The sequence below is a fragment of the Streptomyces sp. NPDC104307 genome, from assembly GCF_055584045.1.
Genome location: NZ_JBVJMU010000014.1, coordinates 49,723 through 71,238, shown reverse-complemented (window position 1 = coordinate 71,238; position 21,516 = coordinate 49,723). Strand labels below are relative to the sequence as shown.

Genomic DNA, 21,516 nt, shown 5'->3' with positions numbered 1-21,516 from the left:
GGGTGGCGTTCACCGCTCGGACGCGCCGATGTCGAGCCCGTCCGGCGATGGCGGAAGAGCCGGCCCCGGGACGGCCCCGGAGCCCATGTCCCGCCCCTCGCCACGCGCCCCCGGTACCTCCGCCCCCGTCACCGTCACGGCGGACGAGACCCATCCGTGCCGTTCCAGGCCGCGGGCCAGCGCCCGCACCATCTGCGGGTCGAACTGGGTGCCGGCGCACCGCTTGAGCTCCTCCACGGCGGCCGGCACCGGACGCCCCGGCCGGTAGGACCGGGTGGAGGTCATCGCGTCGAAGGCGTCGGCCACCGCGACCACGCGGGCGAACTCGGGGATCTCGCGGCCGGTGAGCCCGTACGGGTATCCGCTGCCGTCGAGCCGTTCGTGGTGGTGCAGGATCGCCGACCGCGCCTCGCCGAGGAAGCCGATGCCGCGCACGATCTCGTGCCCGTACTCCGGGTGCAGCTCGATCACCCGGCGCTCCTCCGGCGTCAGCGGACCGTCCTTGCGCAGGACCCGGGTCGGCACGCCGAGCTTGCCGACGTCGTGCAGGATGCCGGCGAACCGGAGCACTTCGACCCGGTCCCTGGCCATGCCCAGCTCATCGGCGATCAGCACGGAGGCGCGGCCCACGCGCTCGCTGTGGCCGCGGGTGTAGGTGTCCTTGATGTCGACGGCCTGCACCAGGGCCCGGATCGTGGCGCGGTGCGCGGCGTGCTCGCGGTGGTACTGGGCGAACACCCAGCAGGAGATGTACATCGGCAGCAGGACGAAGAGCGCGGCCAGCGGCCCGTACGAGCTGTTCCACAGGACCGCCATCATCAGTCCGGCGAGGCCGTGCACGAGGTGCGGGCCGAGCGCGCGGGGCAGCAGCCCGGCCCAGGCGCGGCGGACGGGCAGCTGTTCGGCGGCGGCCAGGATCGAGCCGTCCAGCGCGCTCAGCACCAGGCTGAAGGCGAGGGCGGCGGCGCAGGCGGGCAGCAGTGCGTACGGGAGCTCCGGCAGCCGCCCGGCTCCGGAGCCGCCGAGCGCGGCGGGCCCGCCGAGCAGGGTGTGGACCTGGGAGGCCGCCCAGACGGTGAGGGCGAGCTGGGCCGCCCGCCAGACGCGGCGGGCGGCGGCCGGGGGGTGCTCCACCCGGCCGGCGAACGAGCCGGGTATCGCGACCAGTGCCGCGGCTCCCGGCGGCAGCAGGAAGGCGGCCGCGAGGAGCAGCGGGAAGAACGATCCGGCACTGATCGGCACGGAGCCGCCGAAGAAGGGGCAGCGCCCGGGGAGCTCGCACAGCAGGTAGACCCCGGTGAGCAGGGCGAGGGTGGTCCATGGGGTGGCCGCGCCGGGACGCAGGGCGGGCAGCACGCAGAGTGCGGCGCAGAGCGCGACCGCCAGGATGTACGCCCGCGCCGCGCCGCGTGTGGCTCTCACCCGATCCGCCCGCCCCCCGTTCGCTTCCGCGAAGGTCTCGCCGGTTCGCGAGCGCGTCCCGGCATCGCCAATGGAGGCGCCAGGCTAACGAGTTGGGGGCGGCGGCTCAGGGGGGACGGCCGCGATTAGCACGTTCGGGTGATGCGTCAGTCCTTGGCGGCGGCGGTCTGCTCGCTGTCGGAGACCGTCACGTCCTGCTCGGGCACCGCCTGGCCGGAGCGGATCAGGTCGATCCGCCCCATCACCTTGGAGCGCAGGTCGGTCGGTACGTCGTCCTGACCGCAGCAGCGCTTCACCAGCTTCTTCACGGCCTGTTCGAGCCCGTACTTCTCCAGGCAGGGAGAGCACTCACCGAAGTGCGTCTCGAACTTGGTGCAGTCGCTGTCCGGCATCTCCCGGTCGAGGAACTCGTAGAGGTGGTCAAGGACCTCTGAGCAATCCGTCTCGTGCGGCTCTCCGCAGCTCATGAGCCCGAGCCTTTCCGATCGTCCGACTCACCGGCGCCCGCCGGCACGAGCCCGCGGTCACGGGCGTAGTCCTCCAGCATGCCGCGCAGTTGACGGCGGCCCCGGTGCAGTCGGGACATCACCGTACCGATGGGTGTCCCCATGATGTCCGCGATCTCCTTGTAGGCAAAGCCCTCGACATCGGCAAGATAGACCGCGATGCGGAACTCTTCGGGGATCGCCTGCAGCGCGGACTTCACGTCGGAGTCGGGCAGGTGGTCGAGGGCCTGGGACTCGGCTGAGCGCAGACCGGTCGACATGTGCGACTCGGCACGGGCCAGCTGCCAGTCCTCGATCTCCTCGGCGGCACTGCGCTGGGGTTCACGCTGCTTCTTGCGGTACGAGTTGATGAACGTGTTGGTGAGGATGCGGTACATCCACGCCTTGAGGTTGGTCCCCTCACGGAACTGGTGGAACGAGCCGTACGCCTTGGCGTACGTCTCCTGGACCAGGTCCTCCGCGTCCGCGGGGTTGCGCGTCATGCGCAGCGCGGCCGAGTACATCTGGTCGAGGAAACCGAGGGCATCGCGCTCGAAGCGCGCGTTGCGCTCGGCGGTCGTCTCCTGCGGGCGGCCGTCGTCGGTCCCTGTGTCGGTCCCTGTGACCGGACCCACCTCCTCCAACGCTGTGGCGGAGCCGAAACCGGACCCGCTCGAATCGGAGAATAGTCGACCTTGGTCCGGAGCGGGCTGTCGATCCGATCCGCTCAGGGCGCGCTCGGGAGTGGTCTTGGCCGCATGCAGCACCGTCCACTCCAGGTCAGCGGCGTCTGTGCGACGCGGGCAGATGGTCGAACCCATGCGACGGACTCCCTCTCCACATACGACGTTGGTGTACCGACATCCCGCACAACAGCGGCCCCTCGCCCAACATTCCCGGGTGTCGCGTCACACGATTCCGGCCAGCCAGCCGGTCACCGCGGAGGTGAGGATCTCCATCGCCTGATCCTCGGTCACCCCGGAGCGCTTAGGTACGGCGAAGCCGTGGTCCCCGTGCGGCACCTCGGTGATCCGGTACTCCCCCGGAGGGAATTCGGCGGGCCTGCCGAACGGGTCGTTGCCGCCCTGGACGACGAGCGTGGGCAGGCCGGAGGCCAGCAGCTCGTCCGCGCGGGACTTCTCCGGGCGGCCCGGGGGGTGCAGCGGGAAGCTGAGCGCGAGGACCGCGCGGGCGCCGAGCCCGGACGCGGTGCGGCAGGCCACCCGGGCACCGGCGCTGCGCCCGCCGGCGACGACCGGGAGCCCGGCGGCGGCCAGGACCGGCCACAGGCCGCGCCAACCGGTGTCCAGGGTCTTCGGGGCGGGCGCGAGCTTCTTCCCGGCCACCCGCCAGGGCTGCTCCACCAGAGCGACGCTCACTCCGTGGGCGGGCAGTACGGCGGCGAGCGCCCGCAGGTCCCGGGCCTCGATGCCGCCGCCGGCCCCGTGGCCGAGGGCGAGCAGGAGACGGGGCTCGCTCGCGGGCAGCCAGCTGATCCGGGCGGTCCCGGCCTCGGTCTCGACCGTCTCTGTGCGGGGGTCCTTCTCGGTGGCGTTCACACCCACATCCAACCAACCTGTGGCGGGCGGGCCGGGGTCCGGCGCGTAGGCACGCTGTTCTGAGGCGCGGAAGAGCGCGCCTCAGAACAGCGAGGCCCGGAACAGCGTGCCTCAGAAGAGCGTGCCGACCTCGGGCGCGGCCAGCTCGTCCTTCAGCTCGGGGCCGTTGTTGCGGACGTTGCTGACGGCGGTGGCCACCGGATAGGCCCGCATCAGGCCGCCGGGCGGGGGTGTGAGCAGGCCGCGCAGCTCCTCCACGTCGGTGCGGGAGGGGTCCAGCCAGTCGTCCCAGCGGTCCGGGGTGAGCATCAGCGGCATCCGGGGGTGGATGTCGGCGAGCGCGGCGGGGCCCTCGGCCGGGGCGACGGCGAGCGGGCTCGTCTCGGCCTCCGTGGTGATCACCGAACAGGTCACCCACCAGGCCTGCGGATGGTCGTCCGGCAGGGTGCGGTCGCGCCAGAACTCGTAGAGCCCGGCCATCGCGAAGACAGAGCCGTCGGCGGGGGTCACGAAGTACGGCTGCTTGCGCGGCCGCTTCTTGCGGCCCTTCTCCTCCAACTGCCGCTCCTCGCTGCCGGTCACCCACTCGTAATAGCCGTCGGCCGGCAGGATGCAGCGGCGCGAGACGAAGGGGCGGCGGAAGGACGGCTTCTCGTGCACGGTCTCGGCGCGGGCGTTGATCATCCGGGCGCCGCCCTCCGGCGATTTGGCCCAGGAGGGGACGAGCCCCCATTTCAGTGCGCGCAGCTGGCGAACCGGACGCTGGTCATCCGCGTCTTTCACCGGACGCTCCAGTACGGCGTAGACCTCCTTGGTCGGCGCCACGTTGTAGTCGGGCTCCAGTGTCTCGGCCGGTTCCCACTTCTCCACATGGAAAAGCCCGGTCAGATCCTCGGGCCGCCGACTCGCCGCATACCGTCCGCACATAAGTGCCAGACTGCCACGACCGTCGTCCCGACCGGACGTCAATACCGCAAGGAGCCGCCCGCGCCATGGACAGCACCGATCTCGGCAATCTCTGGGACCGCGTCTTCGGCACCCAGCCGGCCCCCGAGCAGTGGCTGGTCGTGGTGACCGCCACGGCCGCGCTCGTCGCTGTCGTGCCGAACGTCATATGGCGGCTGACCCGCAACGCGATCACCATCGCCCACGAGGGCGGTCACGGGCTGATCGCGCTGCTCAGCGGGCGTCAGCTGTCGGGCATCCGGCTGCACTCGGACACCAGCGGGCTGACGGTGAGCCGGGGCAAGCCGACCGGCATCGGCATGGTCCTCACCGCGGCGGCGGGCTACACCGCGCCGCCGCTGCTCGGGCTCGGGGGCGCCTGGCTGCTGGCCAACGGCCGGATCACGCTGCTCCTCTGGGTGGCCACGGCGCTGCTCGCGGTGATGCTGGTGATGATCCGCAATGTGTACGGGGCACTGACGGTGATCTTCACCGGTTCGCTCTTCCTGCTGATGTCGTGGCTGGCCTCACCCGACTGGCAGTCGCTGTTCGCGTACAGCGCGGTCTGGTTCCTGCTGCTGGGCGGGGTGCGTCCGGCATTCGAGCTCCAGTCGAAGCGGCGGCACGGCGGTGCGCCGGACTCGGACGCGGACCAGCTGTCCCGGCTGACGGACGTACCGGCCGTGCTGTGGCTGTTCCTGTTCCACGCCGTGTCGCTCTGCTCACTGATCGGCGGCGGGCGCTGGCTGCTGGGCCTGTGATCCCGGTCCCTTTACCATCCTCGCGTTACGTCCCGGTTTCCGCGTATTTGATCAAGATCCGGGTTTGCGGAGAGCCATTAAAGTAAGCCCATGACCGAAAGTTCCGTGCACCCCGCCCTCTGGCCCGCCCCTCACGCGAGCGGAGCCGTCGACGCGACCGTCACCGTGCCCGGATCGAAGTCGGTCACCAACCGCGCCCTGGTGCTGGCCGCGCTGTCCTCCGAGCCCGGCTGGCTGCGCCGGCCGCTGCGCTCCCGCGACACCCTGCTGATGGCGGACGCGCTGCGCGCGATGGGCGTCGGCATCGAGGAGACGGTGTCCTCCAGCTCATCGGTCGCGGGCGGCCCGGACGGCTCCGGCGAGGCCTGGCGGGTCATCCCGGCGGGTCTGCACGGCCCGGTCACCGTCGACGTCGGCAACGCCGGTACGGTCATGCGCTTCCTGCCCCCGGTGGCGGCCCTCGCGGACGGCCCGGTCCGCTTCGACGGCGACCCGCGCTCCTACGAACGCCCGCTGACCGGGGTGATCGACGCCCTGCGGGTGCTGGGCGCCAGGATCGACGACGACGGCCGCGGTTCGCTGCCGATGACGGTGCACGGTGGCGGCGCGCTGGACGGCGGGCCCGTCGCGATCGACGCGTCCTCGTCCTCCCAGTTCGTCTCGGCGCTGCTGCTGTCGGCGCCACGCTTCAACCAGGGCGTGGAGGTGCGCCACACCGGCGCCCGGCTCCCGTCCATGCCGCACATCCGGATGACCGTCGACATGCTGCGGGCGGTCGGCGCCCAGGTCGACGAGCCGGAGACGGGCGGCGAGCCGAACGTCTGGCGGGTCTCCCCCTCCGCCCTGCTCGGCCGCGACCTGACGATCGAGCCGGACCTCTCCAACGCCCAGCCGTTCCTGGCCGCCGCGCTGGTCACCGGCGGCCGGGTCACCGTGCCGGACTGGCCGCGGCGCACCACGCAGCCCGGTGACGCGCTGCGCGAGATCTTCACCGCGATGGGCGGCAGCTGCGAGCTGACCGAGCAGGGGCTCACCTTCACCGGCTCCGGCCGGATCCACGGCATCGACGTCGACCTCGGCGAGGTCGGCGAGCTGACCCCGGGCATCGCGGCGGTCGCGGCCCTGGCCGACTCCCCCTCCACCCTGAGCGGAGTGGCCCATCTGCGGCTGCACGAGACGGACCGGCTCGCCGCGCTCACCAAGGAGATCAACGAGCTGGGCGGTGACGTCACCGAGACCGCTGACGGCCTCCACATCCGGCCGAGGCCGCTGCACGGCGGTACCTTCCATACGTACGACGACCACCGGATGGCCACCGCCGGGGCCGTCATCGGCCTCGCCGTCCCCGGAGTGGAGATCGAGAACGTGGCGACAACCGCCAAGACCCTGCCCGACTTCCCGCAGATGTGGACCGGAATGCTCGGGGCCTGAGACATGCGCCGCTACGGCAAGAACCCCGACGAGGACGACATCCGGGTCCGCCCCAATCGCAAGGGAAACCGGCCCCGTACGCATACCCGTCCCAAGCACGAGGACGCCGAGGACGGCATGGTCCTCACCGTCGACAGAGGCCGCCTCACCTGTCTCGTCGAGGGCCGCACGGTCATCGCGATGAAGGCCCGTGAGCTGGGCCGCAAGGCCGCCGTGGTGGGCGACACCGTCTCCATCGTCGGTGACCTGTCCGGCGACAAGGACACCCTCGCCCGGATCGTCCGGATCGGTGAACGCCGCTCGGTACTGCGCCGGACGGCTGACGACGACGATCCCTTCGAACGGGTGGTGGTCGCCAACGCCGACCAGCTCGCGATCGTCACCGCGCTGGCCGATCCGGAACCCCGTCCGCGCATGATCGACCGCTGTCTGGTCGCCGCCTACGACGGCGGGCTCTCGCCCCTCCTGGTGCTGACCAAGTCCGACCTCGCCTCCCCGGACAAGCTGCTGGAGGCGTACACCCCGCTGGGCGTGCCGTTCATCGTCACCAACCGCGAGGAGCTGGCGAACGGCGACGCGGCGGAGCGGGTCCGCGAGCAGCTGAACGACCGGGTGACGGCCTTCGTCGGGCACTCCGGTGTCGGAAAGACGACGCTGGTCAACGCCCTGGTACCGAAGGACAGACGGCGTACCACCGGGGTCGTCAACGCGGTCACCGGGCGCGGCCGCCACACCACCACCTCCGCGCTGGCGCTCCCGCTGCCGGACTACCGGGGCTGGGTCATCGACACCCCCGGCGTCCGCTCCTTCGGACTGCACCACATCGACCCGTCCCGGGTCATCAACGCCTTCCCCGACCTCCAGCCCGGCACCGAGGAGTGCCCGCGCGGCTGTACCCACGACAGCCAGCAACCGGAATGCGCGCTGGACGCCTGGGTGGCGGCGGGGCACGCCGATCCGGCCCGGCTGGACTCACTGCGCCGGCTGCTCTCCACCCGGGAGCGACGCGAAGGCGACTGATCCGGGCACGTTTGCGATCACTCGCCACCGGTAAGTGCATAATCACGAATCACGCCCGGCGGATGAGGGCGTCCGAGGCGGTCACCGATGCGGGAGGGACACTGACGATGGCGTGGCTGCTGGTCGTGGTCGCGGGACTTCTGGAGACGGGCTTCGCCGTCTGTCTGAAGCTCTCGCACGGCTTCACCCGGCTCTGGCCGACCATCGCGTTCTGTATCTTCGCGCTCGGCAGCTTCGGTCTGCTGACCATGTCGCTGAAGAAGCTCGACGTCGGGCCCGCCTACGCGGTGTGGACCGGCATCGGGGCCGCCGGCACCGCCATCTACGGCATGATCTTCCTCGACGACGTGGTCTCCACGCTCAAGCTGATCTCGATCTCCCTGGTGATCCTCGGCGTGATCGGTCTCCAGCTCTCGGGGTCCTCGCACTGACCTCAGCTCTCCAGGTCTCTCACTGACCTCAGCCCTCCGGGCCCTCGCACTGCCCCCTCCTCGGCTCAGGCCGGCACGGTCTTCCGGGGGAAGTGGCACGCGGCCGTGTGGCCCGTCCGGTCTGTGACCGGCACCTCGCTCTCGCAGCGCCCGCGCTGCTGCCCGTCCAGCTCCGCGTAGACCGGGCAGCGCGAGCGGAATCGGCAGCCCTCGTGCCGCTGGGCCGGACTCGGCGGGTCGCCCGGCAGCAGGATCCTGGTCCGCCGGCGCTCACGCTCCGGGTCGGGCAGCGGCACGGCCGACAGCAGGGCACGGGTGTACGGGTGTGCAGGCTGCCCGAAGACCTCCGCCGCGGTGCCCGACTCGACCGTACGGCCGAGGTAGACCACGCTCACCCGGTCCGCGATGTGCCGCACCACCGACAGATCGTGCGAGACGAAGAGATAGGCGAGCCCCAGTTCGGCCTTGAGCCGCTGGAGCAGGTTGATCACCCCGGCCTGCACGGACACGTCGAGCGCCGACACCGGCTCGTCCAGCACCAGGAGTTCGGGTTCGACGGAGAGCGCGCGGGCGATCCCGACGCGCTGGCGCTGTCCGCCCGAGAACTCGTGCGGGAACCGCCCCGCGTGCTCCGGTTCGAGGCCCACCTGCCTGAGCAGTCCGGGGATCCGCCGTGCCACGGTGGCCCGGTCTGCGCGCTGGGCGCGCAGGGGTTCGGCGACGATGTCCCCGACCGTCATCCGGGGGTCGAGGCTGGCCATGGGGTCCTGGAAGACGATCTGGACACGGCTGCGCAGTGCTCTGCGGTCGCGCTTGGAGAGTCCGTCGAGCGAGCGTCCGAACAGCTCGATCTCGCCTCCCTCCGGGCGCACGAGGTTCAGCAGTTCGAACAGGGTGGTGGATTTCCCCGAACCGGATTCACCGACCAGGGCGAGCGTCTCACCGGCCCGGATGTCGAGGTCGACGCCGTCCACGGCGTGGATGCTGCCGACGCGCCGCTTGAAGGCGGTGCCCTTGAGGACGGGGAAGGTCTTGGTGAGCCCGGTGACGCGCAGGACCGGGTCGCCGGGCGGCCGGGAGCGGGCCGGGATCGCCGGCACGGGGAAGACCTCGGCCGGGGAGAGCTCGCGGCCGGCGATCTCCTCTGCGCGTACGCAGGCGGCGAGGTGCGCGCCGCCCGCGCCTGCGGCCAGCGGCGGTTCTGCGGCCGTGCAGCGGTCCTCGGCCAGCGGGCAGCGCGGCGCGAAGGCGCAGCCCCGCGGCAGCCGGCCCGCCGCGGGCGGGGAGCCCGGGATGGGGACCAGCACGTCGGACGGGCCGTCGATCCTCGGCACCGCACCGATCAGCCCGAGGGTGTACGGCATCCGGGGGCGCCGGAAGAGCTCCGCCGCCGGTGCGGTCTCCACGATGCGCCCTGCGTACATCACCGCGACCCGGTCGGCCACCCCGGCGATCACCCCGAGGTCGTGGCTGACCAGCAGCAGCGCGGCGCCGGTCTCGTGCTGGGCGGTGCGCAGGACGTCCAGGACCTGGGCCTGGACGGTGACGTCGAGGGCGGTCGTCGGCTCGTCGGCGACGATGACGTCCGGGTCGTTGGCGATGGCCATCGCGATCATGGCCCGCTGCCGCATGCCGCCGGAGAACTCGTGGGGGAAGGCCTGCGCCCGGGTCCGGGGTTCGGGTATGCCGACGAGGTCCAGCAGGTCCACGGCTTCGGCGCGGGCGCGTTCGCGGGAGACGGCGCGGTGGGCGCGGATGGCCTCGGCGATCTGGTCGCCGATCCGGTACACGGGGGTGAAGGCGGAGAGCGGGTCCTGGAAGACCATGCCGATGCGGTTGCCGCGTACCGAAGAGAGCACGCGGTCGTCGGCACCGATGAGCTCGGTCGTCCCGCTCCCGTCGCCGCCGGCCGTGAGCCGGACGGATCCCCGTACGCCCGCGCCGGACGGCAGCAGCCCCATCACGGCCAGCGCGGTGGCCGACTTCCCCGAGCCCGACTCCCCCACCAGGCCGAGTACTTCGCCCCGGCGCAGGGTGAAGCCGACACCGCGCACGGCCGCCACACCGCCGAAGTCGACGGCGAGGTCGGTCACTTCCAGTACGTCGGTCGTGCTCATCGGCCCTTCTCCTCTTTCTTGCTCTTCTTCTTCGCGGTGGGGGTGGCGCCGTGTCCGCTGGTCGGGTCGAGCGCGTCGCGCAGTCCGTCGCCGGCCAGATTCACGGCGAGGACGAAGACGATGAGCAGCCCGGCGGGGAAGAAGAACATCCACGGGTACGTCACCGCGCCGCCGGTCGTGGAGGCGATCAGGGTGCCGAGCGACACATCGGGCGACTGCACCCCGAAGCCGAAGTAGGAGAGCGCCGTCTCGCTCATCACCGCTCCGCCCACCGCGATGGTCGCGTCGATGATGAGGAAGGAGGCGACGTTCGGCAGGATGTGCCGCCAGATGACGCGGAAGGGACCGACGCCCATGTACCGGGCCGCCTGGACGAATTCGCGTTCCTTGAGGGAGAGCGTCATCGAGCGCACCACCCGTGCGGTGATCATCCAGCCGAAGACGGCGAGCAGCCCGACGAAGGCGATCCAGCCACCGCCTCGCAGCCGGGGCGAGATGATCGCGATGATCAGGAAGGCCGGGAAGACCAGCAGCAGGTCGATGCCGAACATCAGCAGCCGGTCCGTCCAGCCGCCGAAGTAGCCCGCGCAGGCACCGGCCAGGGAGGCCAGCACGGTCGAGAACAACGCCACCATCAGGCCGATCAGCAGCGACTTCTGGAGTCCGCGGACCGTCTGGGCGAAGACGTCCTGGCCGATCCGGTTGGTCCCCCACCAGTGCCGGCCGTCCGGTCCTTCGCGCAGCGCGGTGTAGTCGATGTGGCTGTAGTCCCAGTGGCTGATCAGCGGTCCGGCGAAGGCGAGCACGAAGAGCAGCAGCAGTACGGCGCCTCCGGCGAGCGCCCCTCGGTTGTGTACGAAACGGCGCAGCACCACGCCGGCCCGTCCGGCCGGGCGCGGCGGCTCGACGCCCCCGGCGGCGGCGTCGGCGGCGGTCTCTATGACAGCGGTCATGACGGTCGTACTCCTCTGTTCGTACTCCTCGGGAGGGTGTTCAGGCGTTCCGGATGCGCGGGTCGAGCGCGGCGTGCAGAACATCCGCGAGGAAGCCGGACAGCAGGACCATCACGGCGGCGAACACATTGACGGCGACGACGGAGTTGACGTCGTTCTTGCCGACGGACGAGACGAACCATTCGCCCATCCCGTGCCAGCCGAAGATCGTCTCGGTGAAGGTGGCGCCGGTGAACAGGGCCAGGAATCCGTAGCTGAAGTACGTCGACATGGGGATGAGGGCGGTGCGCAGGCCGTGCTTGAACAGGGCGGCGTTGCGGGTGAGTCCCTTGGCCTGGGCGGTGCGCAGATAGTCGGAGCCGAGGACGTCGAGCATGGTGGAGCGCTGGTAGCGGCTGTAGCTCGCGATGGTGCCGAGTGCGATGGAGACGGTCGGCAGCAGCAGGTGCACCGACCGGTCCTTGAGCACGGTCCAGAACCCGGAGTCCACTCCGGGGCTCTTCTCGCCGGTGAACTTGATGACGTCGGTGCCGGTGCGCTGGTTGAACCAGATGGCCCCGATCTTCAGCAGAACGGCCAGCAGGAACACGGGCGTCGACAGGAGGACGAACGAGACCACGGTGGTCAGCCGGTCGGAGAGCCGGTACTGACGGATGGCCGTCCAGGCGCCCGCGAGCACGCCGATCACGGTCCCGAACACGGTGCCGAGCAGCAGCAGCCGCAGGCTGACCCCGATCCGGCGCCCGAACTCCTCCCCCACCGAGGTGCCGTCGATCGTCCGCCCGAGGTCCCCGTGGGCCACCTGCCCGGCCCAGGTGGTGAAGCGGGAGAGCACCGGCTGGTGGTCGTTGACCCCGAGTGCGGTGAGGTGGTGGTCGACGGAGACCTGCGACAGGGGCGGTTGCCGCCCCTCGTAGTACGCGCGCGGATCGAGCGCCAGTGAGGCCAGCAGGTACGAGAGACAGACGGCGGCCAGCAACAGGACTACGTAGTAGGCGAGTCGCTTGGCCAGGAACGCGGCCACTGGTGTTGGTCCTTTGCTGGGGCGTTCAGGAGTCGGGCGAGGGGATCGCCACCGCGGCAGGCTCCATCGATGCAGGTGGTCGGGGTGCGGGACCAGCTTGCCGGTTGATTGTTGCGGCCATGCAAAGAAAATATGAAAGCACCCCGGCTGCCCTCCCGCCGGGCCCGCGGATGGCTCTACGGTCTGCGGAGCCTGTGGCCCCGATCGGGCCGCACCGAACCGGAGGAATGAAATCCGATGCGCAGAACCACCCTGATCGCCATCGCCGCAGCCGTGTCGGCCACCCTGGCGGTGAGTGGCTGCGACTCCTCCGACGGAGACGGAAAGGCGCCCAGGAAGCAGGCGGCGCCCAAGGCCGACGGGCAGAGCATCAACGTCCACCCGGTGAGCGACCTGAAGCAGGGCGGGTCACTGCGGTTCGGCATCGACCAGTGGATCACGCAGTACAACATCAACCAGGTCGACGGCCAGCAGGGCGACGCCCAGGACATCATCACGGCCGTGCTCCCCGACCTGTTCGACTCCGACGCCAAGGGCGCGATCCACTCCAACCCGAACTTCCTCGCCTCGGCGAAGGTCACCTCGACCAGCCCCCAGGTGGTGGAGTACCAGCTCAACCCGGAGGCCAAGTGGTCCGACGGGAAGCCGCTGAGCTGGAAGGACTTCCGGGCCCAGTGGAAGGCGCTGAACGGCTCGGACGAGGCCTTCGAAGCCGTCGACACCTCGGGCTACGAGCAGATCTCCAAGGTCGAGCAGGGCTCCGGCGCACATGGCGTGAAGATCACCTTCTCCTCGCCGTACGCCGACTGGCAGCGCCTCTTCGACCCGCTGTACCCGGCGTCGTACATCGACACCCCGGAGAAGTTCAACAAGGGCTGGTCGCAGAAGGCCCTGGTGACCGGCAGCTCCTTCAAGGTCGGCACGTACGACAAGACCGCGCAGACCATCACCCTCGTCCCGGACCCCAAGTGGTGGGGGGACAAGCCGAAGCTGGATTCGGTCGTGTACCGGGTCATCGACTCCGCGGCGGAGACCGAGGCGTACCTCAACAAGGAGATCGACCAGGCACCCGCGCTGCTCCCCGAGGACTACAAGCGCCTGGTCAAGGCCCCGGACACCGACATCAGGCGAGGGGCGCGCTGGGACGAGGTGCACATCACCCTCAACGGCGGCCGCGGTCCGCTGAAGGACGTAGGGGTACGCCACGCCATTCAGGCGGCGATCAACCGCGACGGCGTCAACGAGAGCTTCAGCAAGGACCTCTCCTTCGAACTGAAGCCGCTGAACAACCACTTCTTCATGCCGAACCAGGAGGGGTACCAGGACAACTCCAGCGAGTTCGACACGTACGACCCCGAGAAGGCGAAGAAGCTGCTGGACGCGGCGGGCTGGAAGGACCAGGGAGAGGGCAAGCCGCGCACCAAGGGCGGCAAGCAGCTCACACTCGACTACACACTGAGCGCGGGGTCCACCTCGTCCGCCACGGACCAGGCCGAGCTGGTGCAGCAGATGCTCGGCGCGGTCGGGATCAAGGTGAGCATCAAGCAGGTCCCCGCGAACGACTACTTCAACAAGTTCGTCAACACCGGCAACTTCGACATCGTCAGCTTCCGTAACGTCGATGCCGTCTACCAGACGATGCTGACCCCCGTCTTCATCAGCCCCAAGGGGAAGAACCTCTTCCAGAACTTCGGTTCGGTCGGCTCCCCGAAGATCGACGGGCTGCTGACGAAGGCCGCCGGAACCACAGACCACGCCGAGGCCGTCAAGCTGTACAACGAGGCCGACGTCGAGATCTGGAAGCTCGGCCACTCCATCGAGCTCTACCAGCGCCCGCAGATCAACGCGGTCCGCAAGGGCCTGGCCAACTTCGGCGCGTCCGGACTGGGCGACACGGACTACGCCAAGGTCGGCTGGCTCAAGTAGCCTCCGCTCCCGTCGCACCCCGGTCGGTTCCGGCAACCGCGCCCGCGGCCCGCTCCAGCACGTCCCGCACCAGCGGCACCCCGTCCCCCGGCGTCCCGGGGGACGGGGGCACCAGTGCGTACGACAGGGCGAGCCGCAGGACGAGTTCGCAGGTCGCCACCAGCGCAGCGGGGTCACACGGCGGGCGCCCTCCGTCATCCAGCGCGGCCACCACGCGGTCCCTGATCCGGTCGAGCAGTTCGGCGGGTGTCGGCGGTCCGGCATCGGCCCGCCGCCGCGCGGGCACGAGTGCGCCGGGCGGCCGGAGCGGGTGGGGCGGCCGGAGCGGGCCCGGTAATCGGTCCCCCCAGCAGCCGGTGAGCAGCCCTCGGACCAGTTCGTCCTTCCGGGTGGCCCGGACCGTCCAGGCAGCGGTGGCGGCCAGCTTGTCGCCGGTACCGCCCGCTGTCCGCAGCGCCCGTTCGACACCGGCCAGGTAGGTGTCGGCGGCCCGGCCGACCAGAGCGCGGGCCAGCCCGTCCTTGCCGCCGAACTCGTTGTGGAGGGTCTGCCGGGAGACCCCGGCGGCGGCTGCCACATCGACCATCCGCACGGCCGGCCAGGGCCGGGTGGCCAGGGCCGCGCGGGCGGCGTCCAGCAGTGCTTCTCGCGCTGTCGGCATCGTTGCCTCCCACGCAGGGGCCTGCGATTCAGAGTTGACGCGCTCCCCCGGACTGTCAAGAGTCCAGGCAGCGCCCCGGGGCCCTTTGGCTCTGTTCACCCGCGGTCGATACTGTGACGGTCATGCCCGACTACCACGATGATCTGCGCCTTGCCCACGTGCTGGCCGACGCTGCCGACGCGACGACGATGGACCGGTTCAAGGCCCTGGACCTCAAGGTCGAGACGAAGCCGGACATGACGCCGGTGACCGAGGCCGACAAGTCCACGGAGGAGCTGATCCGCGGCCACCTCCATCGGGCCCGCCCGCGCGACGCGATCCTGGGCGAGGAGTTCGGGGTCGAGGGGACCGGCCCCCGGCGCTGGGTGATCGACCCGATCGACGGGACCAAGAACTACGTACGCGGTGTGCCGGTCTGGGCGACGCTGATCTCGCTGATGGAGGCGGGTGAGGAGGGGTTCCAGCCGGTGGTCGGCCTGGTGTCCGCGCCCGCGCTGAACCGGCGCTGGTGGGCGGCGAAGGGCGCGGGTGCCTTCACCGGCCGCAGCCTGACCTCGGCGTCCCGACTGCGGGTGTCGAAGGTCGAGCGGATCGCGGACGCCTCGTTCGCGTACTCCTCGCTGACCGGCTGGGAGGAGCAGGGCCGGCTCGACGGCTTCATGGATCTGACCCGGGCCTGCTGGCGTACCCGTGGATACGGGGACTTCTGGCCGTACATGATGGTCGCCGAGGGATCGGTCGACATCTGCGCCGAGCCGGAGCTCTCGCTCTGGGACATGGCGGCGAACGCGATCATCGTGGAGGAGGCGGGCGGCCGTTTCACCAGCCTGGACGGGGTCCCCGGACCGGGCGGCGGCAACGCGGCGGCCTCGAACGGAACACTCCACCACGAACTGCTGGGCTATCTGAACCAGCGCTACTGACCGTCCCGGACCCGGCGGTACGGCGCTGAGCAGGCGTACCGGCCATCGGAGGGGCGTGCCGCACCACCGCACGCCCCTCCGATGATCTTCACCACCCCTTGTTGCCGCCTCTGATCAGTGCGACTCTGAGAGTCCCCCCGCTTGTGAACTTGTGAACCGACTCACAGAGTCGCTCACGAAGGAGGTGGCTCCCTTCATGCTCGTCCGTGACGCCATGAGCACGGTGGTCCTCACCATCGGCCCCACCCACACCCTCCGCCAGGCAGCCCGGCTGATGTCGGCGCGCCGGATCGGAGCAGCGGTCGTCCACGACCCGGACACCTGCGGTCTCGGCATCATCACCGAGCGCGACATCCTCAACGCGGTCGGCTCCGGCCAGAACCCCGACGTCGAGACCGCCGCCACCCACACCACCACCGACGTGGTCTTCGCCGCGCCGGCCTGGACCCTGGAGGAGGCGGCCGAGGCCATGACGCACGGCGGCTTCCGGCATCTGATCGTGCTGGACGACAACGGCCCGGTCGGCGTCGTCTCCGTGCGCGACATCATCCGCTGCTGGGCGCCGGCCGGCCGTCATCCGGCGGCGCTGGTCGGCTGAGGCAGACAGCGGCACCGGCACCGGCCGACCGAGCAGGCATACGAACGGCCGGCCCGGCCCCCCACGCGGAGGGCCGGGCCGGCCGGGCAGGCTGCTGTCAGCCGCGGAGGGCCTGGACCGCCGCTTCCAGCCGCTTGCCGAACTCGCCGTCGGCCTGACGGAAGTTGTTGATCGCGCGCTCGGCTATGTCGTCGCGCGAGACCTTCGAGATGAACCCGGCGAGGTTGTCGATCAGCCGGACCTTCTCGTCCTCGGAGTAGAGCCGGTAGAGGTTGCCCGCCTGGACGAAGTCGTCGTCCTCCGCGTGCACGGTGGCCTCGTGGGTGCCGGTGGCGCCGGTGACCTGGGTGGGCTCCCAGAGCGGGCGGCCGGTCTCGACCGGACCGCCGAAGCTGTTCGGCTCGTAGTTCTTGGCGCCCTTGTGGCGGCCGTCGTACTGGTAGCCGTCACGGCCGTACGTCCGCGCCTCGGCGGCGTGCGGGCGGTTCACCGGCAGGTGGTCGGCGTTGATGCCGACCCGGTAGCGGTGCGCATCGCCGTACGCGAAGATGCGGCCCTGGAGCATCTTGTCCGGGGACGGGCCGATGCCGGGAACGAAGTGCGCGGGGCTGAAGACCGACTGCTCGGTCTCCGCGAAGACGTTGTCCGGGTTCCGGTTCAGCTCCAGCCTGCCGATCTCGACCGGCGGGTAGTCCTCGTGCGGCCACACCTTGGTGAGGTCGAACGGGTTGAAGCGGTACGTGGCCGCCTCTGCCGCCGGCATGATCTGCACCTGCACCGTCCAGGACGGGAACTCGCCGCGCTCGATGGACTCACGCAGATCGCGCTGGTGGCTGTCCGGGTCCTCACCGGCCAGCTTGTTGGCCTCGTCCTGGGTCAGGTTCTTGATGCCCTGGTCGGTCTTGAAGTGGTACTTGACCCAGAAGACCTCGCCGGCCTCGTTGTTCCACTGGTAGGTGTGCGAGCCGTACCCGTTCATGTGGCGCAGCGTGGCCGGGATGCCCCGGTCACCGAAGAGCCAGGTCACCTGGTGGGTGGACTCGGGCGACAGACCCCAGAAGTCCCAGACGTTGTCCGCCTCCTGCGAGCCGGTGTACGGGTCGCGCTTCTGGGTGTGGATGAAGTCGGGGAACTTGATGGCGTCCTTGATGAAGAACACCGGGGTGTTGTTGCCGACGAGGTCGTAGTTGCCGTCCTCGGTGTAGAACTTCAGCGCGAAGCCGCGGGGGTCACGCACCGCGTCGGCGGAGCCGAGGTTGCCGGCGACGGTGGAGAAGCGCAGGAAGGTCTCGGTCCGCTTGCCGACCTCGGAGAGGAACTTCGCCCGCGTCCACTGCGAGACGTCACGGGTCAGCGTGAACGTGCCGTACGCACCGGCGCCCCGGGCGTGCACGACGCGCTCCGGGATGCGCTCGCGGTTGAAGTGGGCGAGCTTCTCCATCAGCGACTGGTCCTGCACCAGCACCGGACCGCCGATGCCGGCGGTCTGGCTGTTCTGGTTGTCGGCGACCGGTGCTCCGGCCTCTGTGGTGAGCGGTCCCTGCGTCACGTGCGCCTCCTGCGTCATTCCTGCACATGCGGCATGTCGTCATGCCGTGCACAGCCTGTCCCCTGGCCTGCTTCAAACATGATCCTACATTGGACTTAATCCAAGTCAAGCAGGGATCCAGAGTCACACCAGTTCGGAACAGGACCCCTCCACTGCTAGGCTTGCCCTCATGAGTGACCTGCTGGAACGACTTCGTGGACGCGGCTGGCGCATGACCGCACAGCGGCGCGTCGTGGCCGAGGTGCTCGACGGGGAGCATGTGCACCTGACGGCCGACGAGGTGCACGCCCGCGCCGTCGCCAAGCTGCCCGAGATCTCCAGGGCCACCGTCTACAACACGCTGGGCGAGATGGTGACGCTCGGTGAGGTCATCGAGGTCTCCACCGACCGCCGGGCCAAGCGGTACGACCCGAACGCGCACCGCCCCCACCACCACCTGGTCTGCGCCACCTGCGGCGCCATCCGCGACGTGCACCCGGCGGGCGACCCACTGGCGGACCTGCCGGCCGGCGAGCGCTTCGGCTTCACGATCTCCGGCGTCGAGATGACGTACCGGGGCATCTGCCCGAACTGCGCCGCGGCAGCCTGACGCGGCCTGCCGCACCCTGGGGCCACACACCCCGGCCCCCCTCGGCCCCGCACTGGAGGCCCCGCACCGGAGACCCCGGCGCGGGGCTTCTTCCGTTGCCCGCCCGCGGTACTGACCCCCGCGCACCCCCTTCCCGAATCTGACGGGTCGTCATATCGTCATCGACGATCACCGCCGCTTCGCGGGCCCGGCCGCGGCGGCTCCGCACCTCGAACACGTACGAGGAGAGACCCGTGGGAGACCCGCACCCGAACCCACCCCCCGCGCCATCGCCACCGCCGTCCACCGACGCCCCCAAACTCCGCGCCCGCTCCCTGGCCCGCTCCTTCGGACGGGGGGCCAAGGCCTTGGCCGCTCTCGGGCCGGTCGATCTCGACATCGTGCCGGGCGAGTTCGCCTGCATCGTCGGCCCGTCCGGCTGCGGCAAGTCCACCCTGCTCAGGATCGCGGCCGGACTGCTGCGCCCCAGCGCCGGCGAGCTGTCCATCCGTACGGCAGCGGCCCGGCCCGCCGCGATGATCTTCCAGGACTACGGGATCTACGACTGGAAGACCGTCCAGGCCAACGTCCGCTTCGGCCTCGACATCCAGCGCGTCCCCCGCAAGGAGGCCGACGCCAGGGCGCACGACTGGCTGTCCCGGATCGGGCTCGCGGAATTCGCCGGCGCCTACCCGGCCGCACTCTCTGGCGGGATGCGCCAGCGGGTGGCGATCGCCCGCGCACTCGCCGTCGAGCCCGAGATCCTGCTGATGGACGAGCCCTTCGCCGCGCTCGACGCCCAGCTGCGCACGATCCTCCAGGACGAACTGCTGGAGCTCACCCAGACCACCCGCACCACCACCCTCTTCATCACGCACAGCCTGGAGGAGGCGATCGTGCTCGGGGACCGGGTGCTCGTAATGTCCGCCCGCCCCGGCCGGATCATCGCGGAGCACCGCCCGCCGTTCGAGCGGCCGCGCACCGGCGACATCCGCTCGACGCCGGAATTCACCGCGCTGAAGGGCGAGTTGTGGGATCTGCTGCGCGGCGAGGTCCGCGGAGAGGCGGCCCTGGCATGAGCACCGCCGTGAAGTCCGCGCACGAGGAGGAGCAGGTGCTGGTCCGCAGGCCGGGGCCGCAGGAACTGCATCCCGTACGCACCCACCGCAGGCGCCGCACCCTCGAAATCGCGCTCGCCGTCGCCGTACCGCTGCTCCTGGTGCTGCTCTGGCAGCTGGCCGCCGCTCAGTCCTGGATCGACGACCGGGTCTATCCCGCACCCTCCACCATCTTTGCGGACGGCTGGGACCGGGCCGCCGACGGCGATCTGTGGCCGGATGTGTGGGCCACGCTCAAACGAGTCCTCGGCGGCTATGTGATCGGCACGGTCGCGGGCTACGCGCTCGGCCTGCTGATGGGTTCGCTCGCCCTGGTGCGGGCGGCGCTGGAGCCGTTGCTCGACGCCCTGTACGTCGTACCCAAACTGGCCCTGCTGCCGGTCTTCCTCAACATGTTCGGCCTCGGCGAAGGGCCGCAGATCGCCCTGGTCGCCGCCACCGTCTTCTTCTTCGTCTGGATCTCGACCATGGCCGCCGTGCTCGCCGTCCCGGTCGGCCACCGGGACGCGGGTCAGGTGTTCGGCGCCTCGCCCTGGCAGATGTTCCGGCACGTGCTCCTGCCGGCGTCGCTGCCCGCGGTGCTGGTCGGCGCCCGGATCGCGGCCGGGGTGGCGGTGCTGGTCATCGTCGCCTCCGAGCAGATCGCGGCGGCCGACGGGCTGGGCCACCTGATCTTCGACTCCCGGGCGCTGTTCCAGAACGACGTGATGTTCGTCGGCATCGTCTGTGTGGCGGTGCTCGGCGTCGTCTTCTCCGAAGTGGTCCGGATCGCCGGCCGGCTGCTCACTCCCTGGGCCCCGCGCGACCGGGGTCGCAGCCAGTCGTGAACCGCAAACCTCGTTCCCCGTACGGAGGCACTGTGCGCACACCTACCCCCTTCACCCGCACCGCCGTGCTCGTGGCGGCATCCCTGCTCGGCGCGGCGGGCTGCGCCGGGAACGACTCCTCCGGCGACGACTCCGCCGGCGCCGCCGCGCCCCGCACCGTCAAGCCCGTCGCGGGCTGCGGCGCCGGGAGCTGGACCGACCCCTCCGACCTGGCACCCGGCCGCAAGCCCGCCCGTTGCGAGAAGGGGGCACCCGCTCCCAGGCCGCTGGCGAAGAAGCGGAAGATCGTGCTGGCCACCGGCACCCTGAGCGCGGAGTACGTCGCTCCGCTCCAGGTCGCGGTGGCCAAGGGCGAGTTCGCGAAGGAGGGCCTGGACGTCCAGCTGAAGGTGCTCCCCACCCCGGACGCCCTGCCCCTGCTCGCCAAGGGCGACGTCGACGCCCAGTGGGCGGCGCCGGAGGTCGCGGTGATGAACGGCATCAACGGCGGCTTCGACATCAAGTGGGTCGCGGGCAACTTCTCCCCCGACCCGACGTCGAAGAGCGGACTGTGGGTGCGCCTCAAGAACGGCGAGAGCGCAGAGCACGTCGACATGGCCGGCCGGAAGCTCGGCACGATGATCGGCAAGGGCTCGGTGATCGCCTACCCGATGGACACCTCGCTGAAGAAGCACGGCGGCGGCCTCGACAGGATCAGCTTCCAGCAGCTCGGCTCCGCGGACGTACTGACCGCCCTGCAGAACGGGGGCGTGGACTCCGCCTGGCTGCTCGACCCGATCTGGCGCAAGGTCGACGGCGACAAGAAGTTCGCCTTCCTCGGCGGCCAGCCGGTCGGTGAGCCGCTCGGCGGTCTCCTGTTCGGCCCGACGCTGCTGAACAAGGACCCGGACGCGGGCGTCGCCTTCCTCCGGGCCTACATCCGTACGGTGAACACCTACTTCGCCGGCGACTACAAGTCCGACCCCGCCTTCGTCAGCGAGCTGGCCGAGCTGATGAAGACCGACGCGGCCACCCTGCGCTCGACACCCTCGATGCGGATGGACTGGGAGATCCGCGAGGGCACCACGGACCGGGTGCAGAAGGCGTACGCCGACTCGGGCGTCGAGACGGGCACACCGGTCCCGGAGGAGAAGGCCGTGGACCGTGCGATGTACAGCGAGGCCGTGGGCCACAAACCCTGAGCCGGGCCGCCTCGTGG

21 protein-coding genes are annotated in these 21,516 nt (G+C 70.6%); 11 read left to right on the top strand and 10 right to left on the bottom strand.

Annotated elements, in window-relative coordinates:
- Positions 1 to 9 precede the first annotated feature (9 nt).
- The 5 genes from ACZ601_RS28685 to ACZ601_RS28665 form a co-directional block, all read right to left on the bottom strand.
- The gene (locus tag ACZ601_RS28685; RefSeq protein ID WP_469543292.1) at positions 10 to 1,422 is read right to left on the bottom strand and encodes an HD-GYP domain-containing protein; all 1,413 of its coding nucleotides are present in this window, start codon (positions 1,420 to 1,422) and stop codon (positions 10 to 12) included.
- A gap of 146 nt (positions 1,423 to 1,568) precedes the next feature.
- Positions 1,569 to 1,889, bottom strand: coding sequence for a mycothiol system anti-sigma-R factor (gene rsrA / locus ACZ601_RS28680; protein ID WP_440576945.1), 321 nt, complete (start codon positions 1,887 to 1,889; stop codon positions 1,569 to 1,571).
- Positions 1,886 to 2,542, bottom strand: coding sequence for a sigma-70 family RNA polymerase sigma factor (locus tag ACZ601_RS28675; protein ID WP_018105559.1), 657 nt, complete (start codon positions 2,540 to 2,542; stop codon positions 1,886 to 1,888). Before ACZ601_RS28675 ends, rsrA begins: the two co-directional genes overlap by 4 nt.
- Before the next feature lie 273 nt (positions 2,543 to 2,815).
- Positions 2,816 to 3,466, bottom strand: a complete 651-nt coding sequence (locus ACZ601_RS28670; RefSeq protein ID WP_440576944.1) for an alpha/beta hydrolase family protein — start codon at positions 3,464 to 3,466, stop codon at positions 2,816 to 2,818.
- A gap of 111 nt (positions 3,467 to 3,577) precedes the next feature.
- Complete coding sequence (locus ACZ601_RS28665) at positions 3,578 to 4,393, bottom strand: SOS response-associated peptidase (RefSeq protein ID WP_469543287.1); 816 nt, start codon at positions 4,391 to 4,393, stop codon at positions 3,578 to 3,580.
- A 65-nt stretch (positions 4,394 to 4,458) separates the two neighbouring features.
- Here ACZ601_RS28665 and ACZ601_RS28660 point away from each other — a divergent pair, with 65 nt between their 5' ends.
- The 4 genes from ACZ601_RS28660 to ACZ601_RS28645 all read left to right on the top strand — a co-directional run bounded on the left by ACZ601_RS28660 (position 4,459) and on the right by ACZ601_RS28645 (position 8,054).
- The gene (locus ACZ601_RS28660; protein ID WP_440576942.1) at positions 4,459 to 5,172 is read left to right on the top strand and encodes a M50 family metallopeptidase; all 714 of its coding nucleotides are present in this window, start codon (positions 4,459 to 4,461) and stop codon (positions 5,170 to 5,172) included.
- A gap of 90 nt (positions 5,173 to 5,262) precedes the next feature.
- Complete coding sequence (gene aroA, locus ACZ601_RS28655) at positions 5,263 to 6,603, top strand: 3-phosphoshikimate 1-carboxyvinyltransferase (RefSeq protein ID WP_440576941.1); 1,341 nt, start codon at positions 5,263 to 5,265, stop codon at positions 6,601 to 6,603.
- A 3-nt stretch (positions 6,604 to 6,606) separates the two neighbouring features.
- The gene (gene rsgA, locus ACZ601_RS28650) at positions 6,607 to 7,623 is read left to right on the top strand and encodes a ribosome small subunit-dependent GTPase A (protein ID WP_440576940.1); all 1,017 of its coding nucleotides are present in this window, start codon (positions 6,607 to 6,609) and stop codon (positions 7,621 to 7,623) included.
- 107 nt (positions 7,624 to 7,730) lie between these two features.
- The gene (locus tag ACZ601_RS28645) at positions 7,731 to 8,054 is read left to right on the top strand and encodes a DMT family transporter (protein WP_384130565.1); all 324 of its coding nucleotides are present in this window, start codon (positions 7,731 to 7,733) and stop codon (positions 8,052 to 8,054) included.
- Between the two features lie 65 nt (positions 8,055 to 8,119).
- On the opposite strand, the gene ACZ601_RS28640 is transcribed toward ACZ601_RS28645, so the two are convergent.
- Genes ACZ601_RS28640 through ACZ601_RS28630 form a run of 3 tightly spaced genes read right to left on the bottom strand, consistent with a single transcriptional unit; the run spans position 8,120 to position 12,148 of the window.
- Positions 8,120 to 10,171: an ABC transporter ATP-binding protein gene (locus tag ACZ601_RS28640; protein WP_469543284.1), complete on the bottom strand. Its 2,052-nt coding sequence runs from the start codon at positions 10,169 to 10,171 to the stop codon at positions 8,120 to 8,122.
- On the bottom strand, positions 10,168 to 11,124 hold the full coding sequence (locus tag ACZ601_RS28635) for an ABC transporter permease (RefSeq protein WP_440576938.1): 957 nt from the start codon (positions 11,122 to 11,124) through the stop codon (positions 10,168 to 10,170). The genes ACZ601_RS28640 and ACZ601_RS28635 overlap by 4 nt, the downstream gene beginning before the upstream one ends.
- Positions 11,125 to 11,164: 40 nt before the next feature.
- Entirely contained in the window at positions 11,165 to 12,148 is a 984-nt protein-coding gene (locus tag ACZ601_RS28630) for an ABC transporter permease (RefSeq protein WP_469543282.1), read from the bottom strand.
- Between the two features lie 237 nt (positions 12,149 to 12,385).
- On the opposite strand from ACZ601_RS28630, the gene ACZ601_RS28625 reads away from it, so the two are divergent.
- Positions 12,386 to 14,074, top strand: a complete 1,689-nt coding sequence (locus tag ACZ601_RS28625) for an ABC transporter family substrate-binding protein (RefSeq protein ID WP_469543279.1) — start codon at positions 12,386 to 12,388, stop codon at positions 14,072 to 14,074.
- On the opposite strand, the gene ACZ601_RS28620 is transcribed toward ACZ601_RS28625, so the two are convergent.
- Entirely contained in the window at positions 14,067 to 14,735 is a 669-nt protein-coding gene (locus ACZ601_RS28620; RefSeq protein ID WP_469543276.1) for a TetR/AcrR family transcriptional regulator, read from the bottom strand. The two genes, ACZ601_RS28625 and ACZ601_RS28620, sit on opposite strands and share 8 nt — an antisense overlap.
- Before the next feature lie 122 nt (positions 14,736 to 14,857).
- On the opposite strand from ACZ601_RS28620, the gene hisN reads away from it, so the two are divergent.
- Both hisN and ACZ601_RS28610 read left to right on the top strand, forming a co-directional pair.
- Positions 14,858 to 15,658 (top strand): histidinol-phosphatase, encoded by an 801-nt coding sequence (gene hisN, locus ACZ601_RS28615; protein ID WP_469543274.1) that lies wholly within the window; start codon positions 14,858 to 14,860, stop codon positions 15,656 to 15,658.
- A 196-nt stretch (positions 15,659 to 15,854) separates the two neighbouring features.
- Entirely contained in the window at positions 15,855 to 16,256 is a 402-nt protein-coding gene (locus tag ACZ601_RS28610) for a CBS domain-containing protein (RefSeq protein WP_328865488.1), read from the top strand.
- Positions 16,257 to 16,353: 97 nt separating this feature from the next.
- On the opposite strand, the gene ACZ601_RS28605 is transcribed toward ACZ601_RS28610, so the two are convergent.
- Positions 16,354 to 17,823 carry a catalase gene (locus ACZ601_RS28605; RefSeq protein WP_469543270.1) on the bottom strand — a complete coding sequence of 490 codons (1,470 nt, stop codon included), beginning with the start codon at positions 17,821 to 17,823 and terminating at the stop codon, positions 16,354 to 16,356.
- Between the two features lie 151 nt (positions 17,824 to 17,974).
- Here ACZ601_RS28605 and ACZ601_RS28600 point away from each other — a divergent pair, with 151 nt between their 5' ends.
- The 4 genes from ACZ601_RS28600 (at position 17,975) to ACZ601_RS28585 (ending at position 21,499) form a co-directional block, all read left to right on the top strand.
- On the top strand, positions 17,975 to 18,394 hold the full coding sequence (locus tag ACZ601_RS28600) for a Fur family transcriptional regulator (RefSeq protein ID WP_311303346.1): 420 nt from the start codon (positions 17,975 to 17,977) through the stop codon (positions 18,392 to 18,394).
- 233 nt (positions 18,395 to 18,627) lie between these two features.
- Positions 18,628 to 19,452: an ABC transporter ATP-binding protein gene (locus ACZ601_RS28595; protein WP_469543267.1), complete on the top strand. Its 825-nt coding sequence runs from the start codon at positions 18,628 to 18,630 to the stop codon at positions 19,450 to 19,452.
- On the top strand, positions 19,449 to 20,318 hold the full coding sequence (locus tag ACZ601_RS28590) for an ABC transporter permease (RefSeq protein ID WP_469543264.1): 870 nt from the start codon (positions 19,449 to 19,451) through the stop codon (positions 20,316 to 20,318). The genes ACZ601_RS28595 and ACZ601_RS28590 overlap by 4 nt, the downstream gene beginning before the upstream one ends.
- A gap of 32 nt (positions 20,319 to 20,350) precedes the next feature.
- The gene (locus ACZ601_RS28585; RefSeq protein ID WP_469543261.1) at positions 20,351 to 21,499 is read left to right on the top strand and encodes an ABC transporter substrate-binding protein; all 1,149 of its coding nucleotides are present in this window, start codon (positions 20,351 to 20,353) and stop codon (positions 21,497 to 21,499) included.
- Positions 21,500 to 21,516 lie beyond the last annotated feature (17 nt).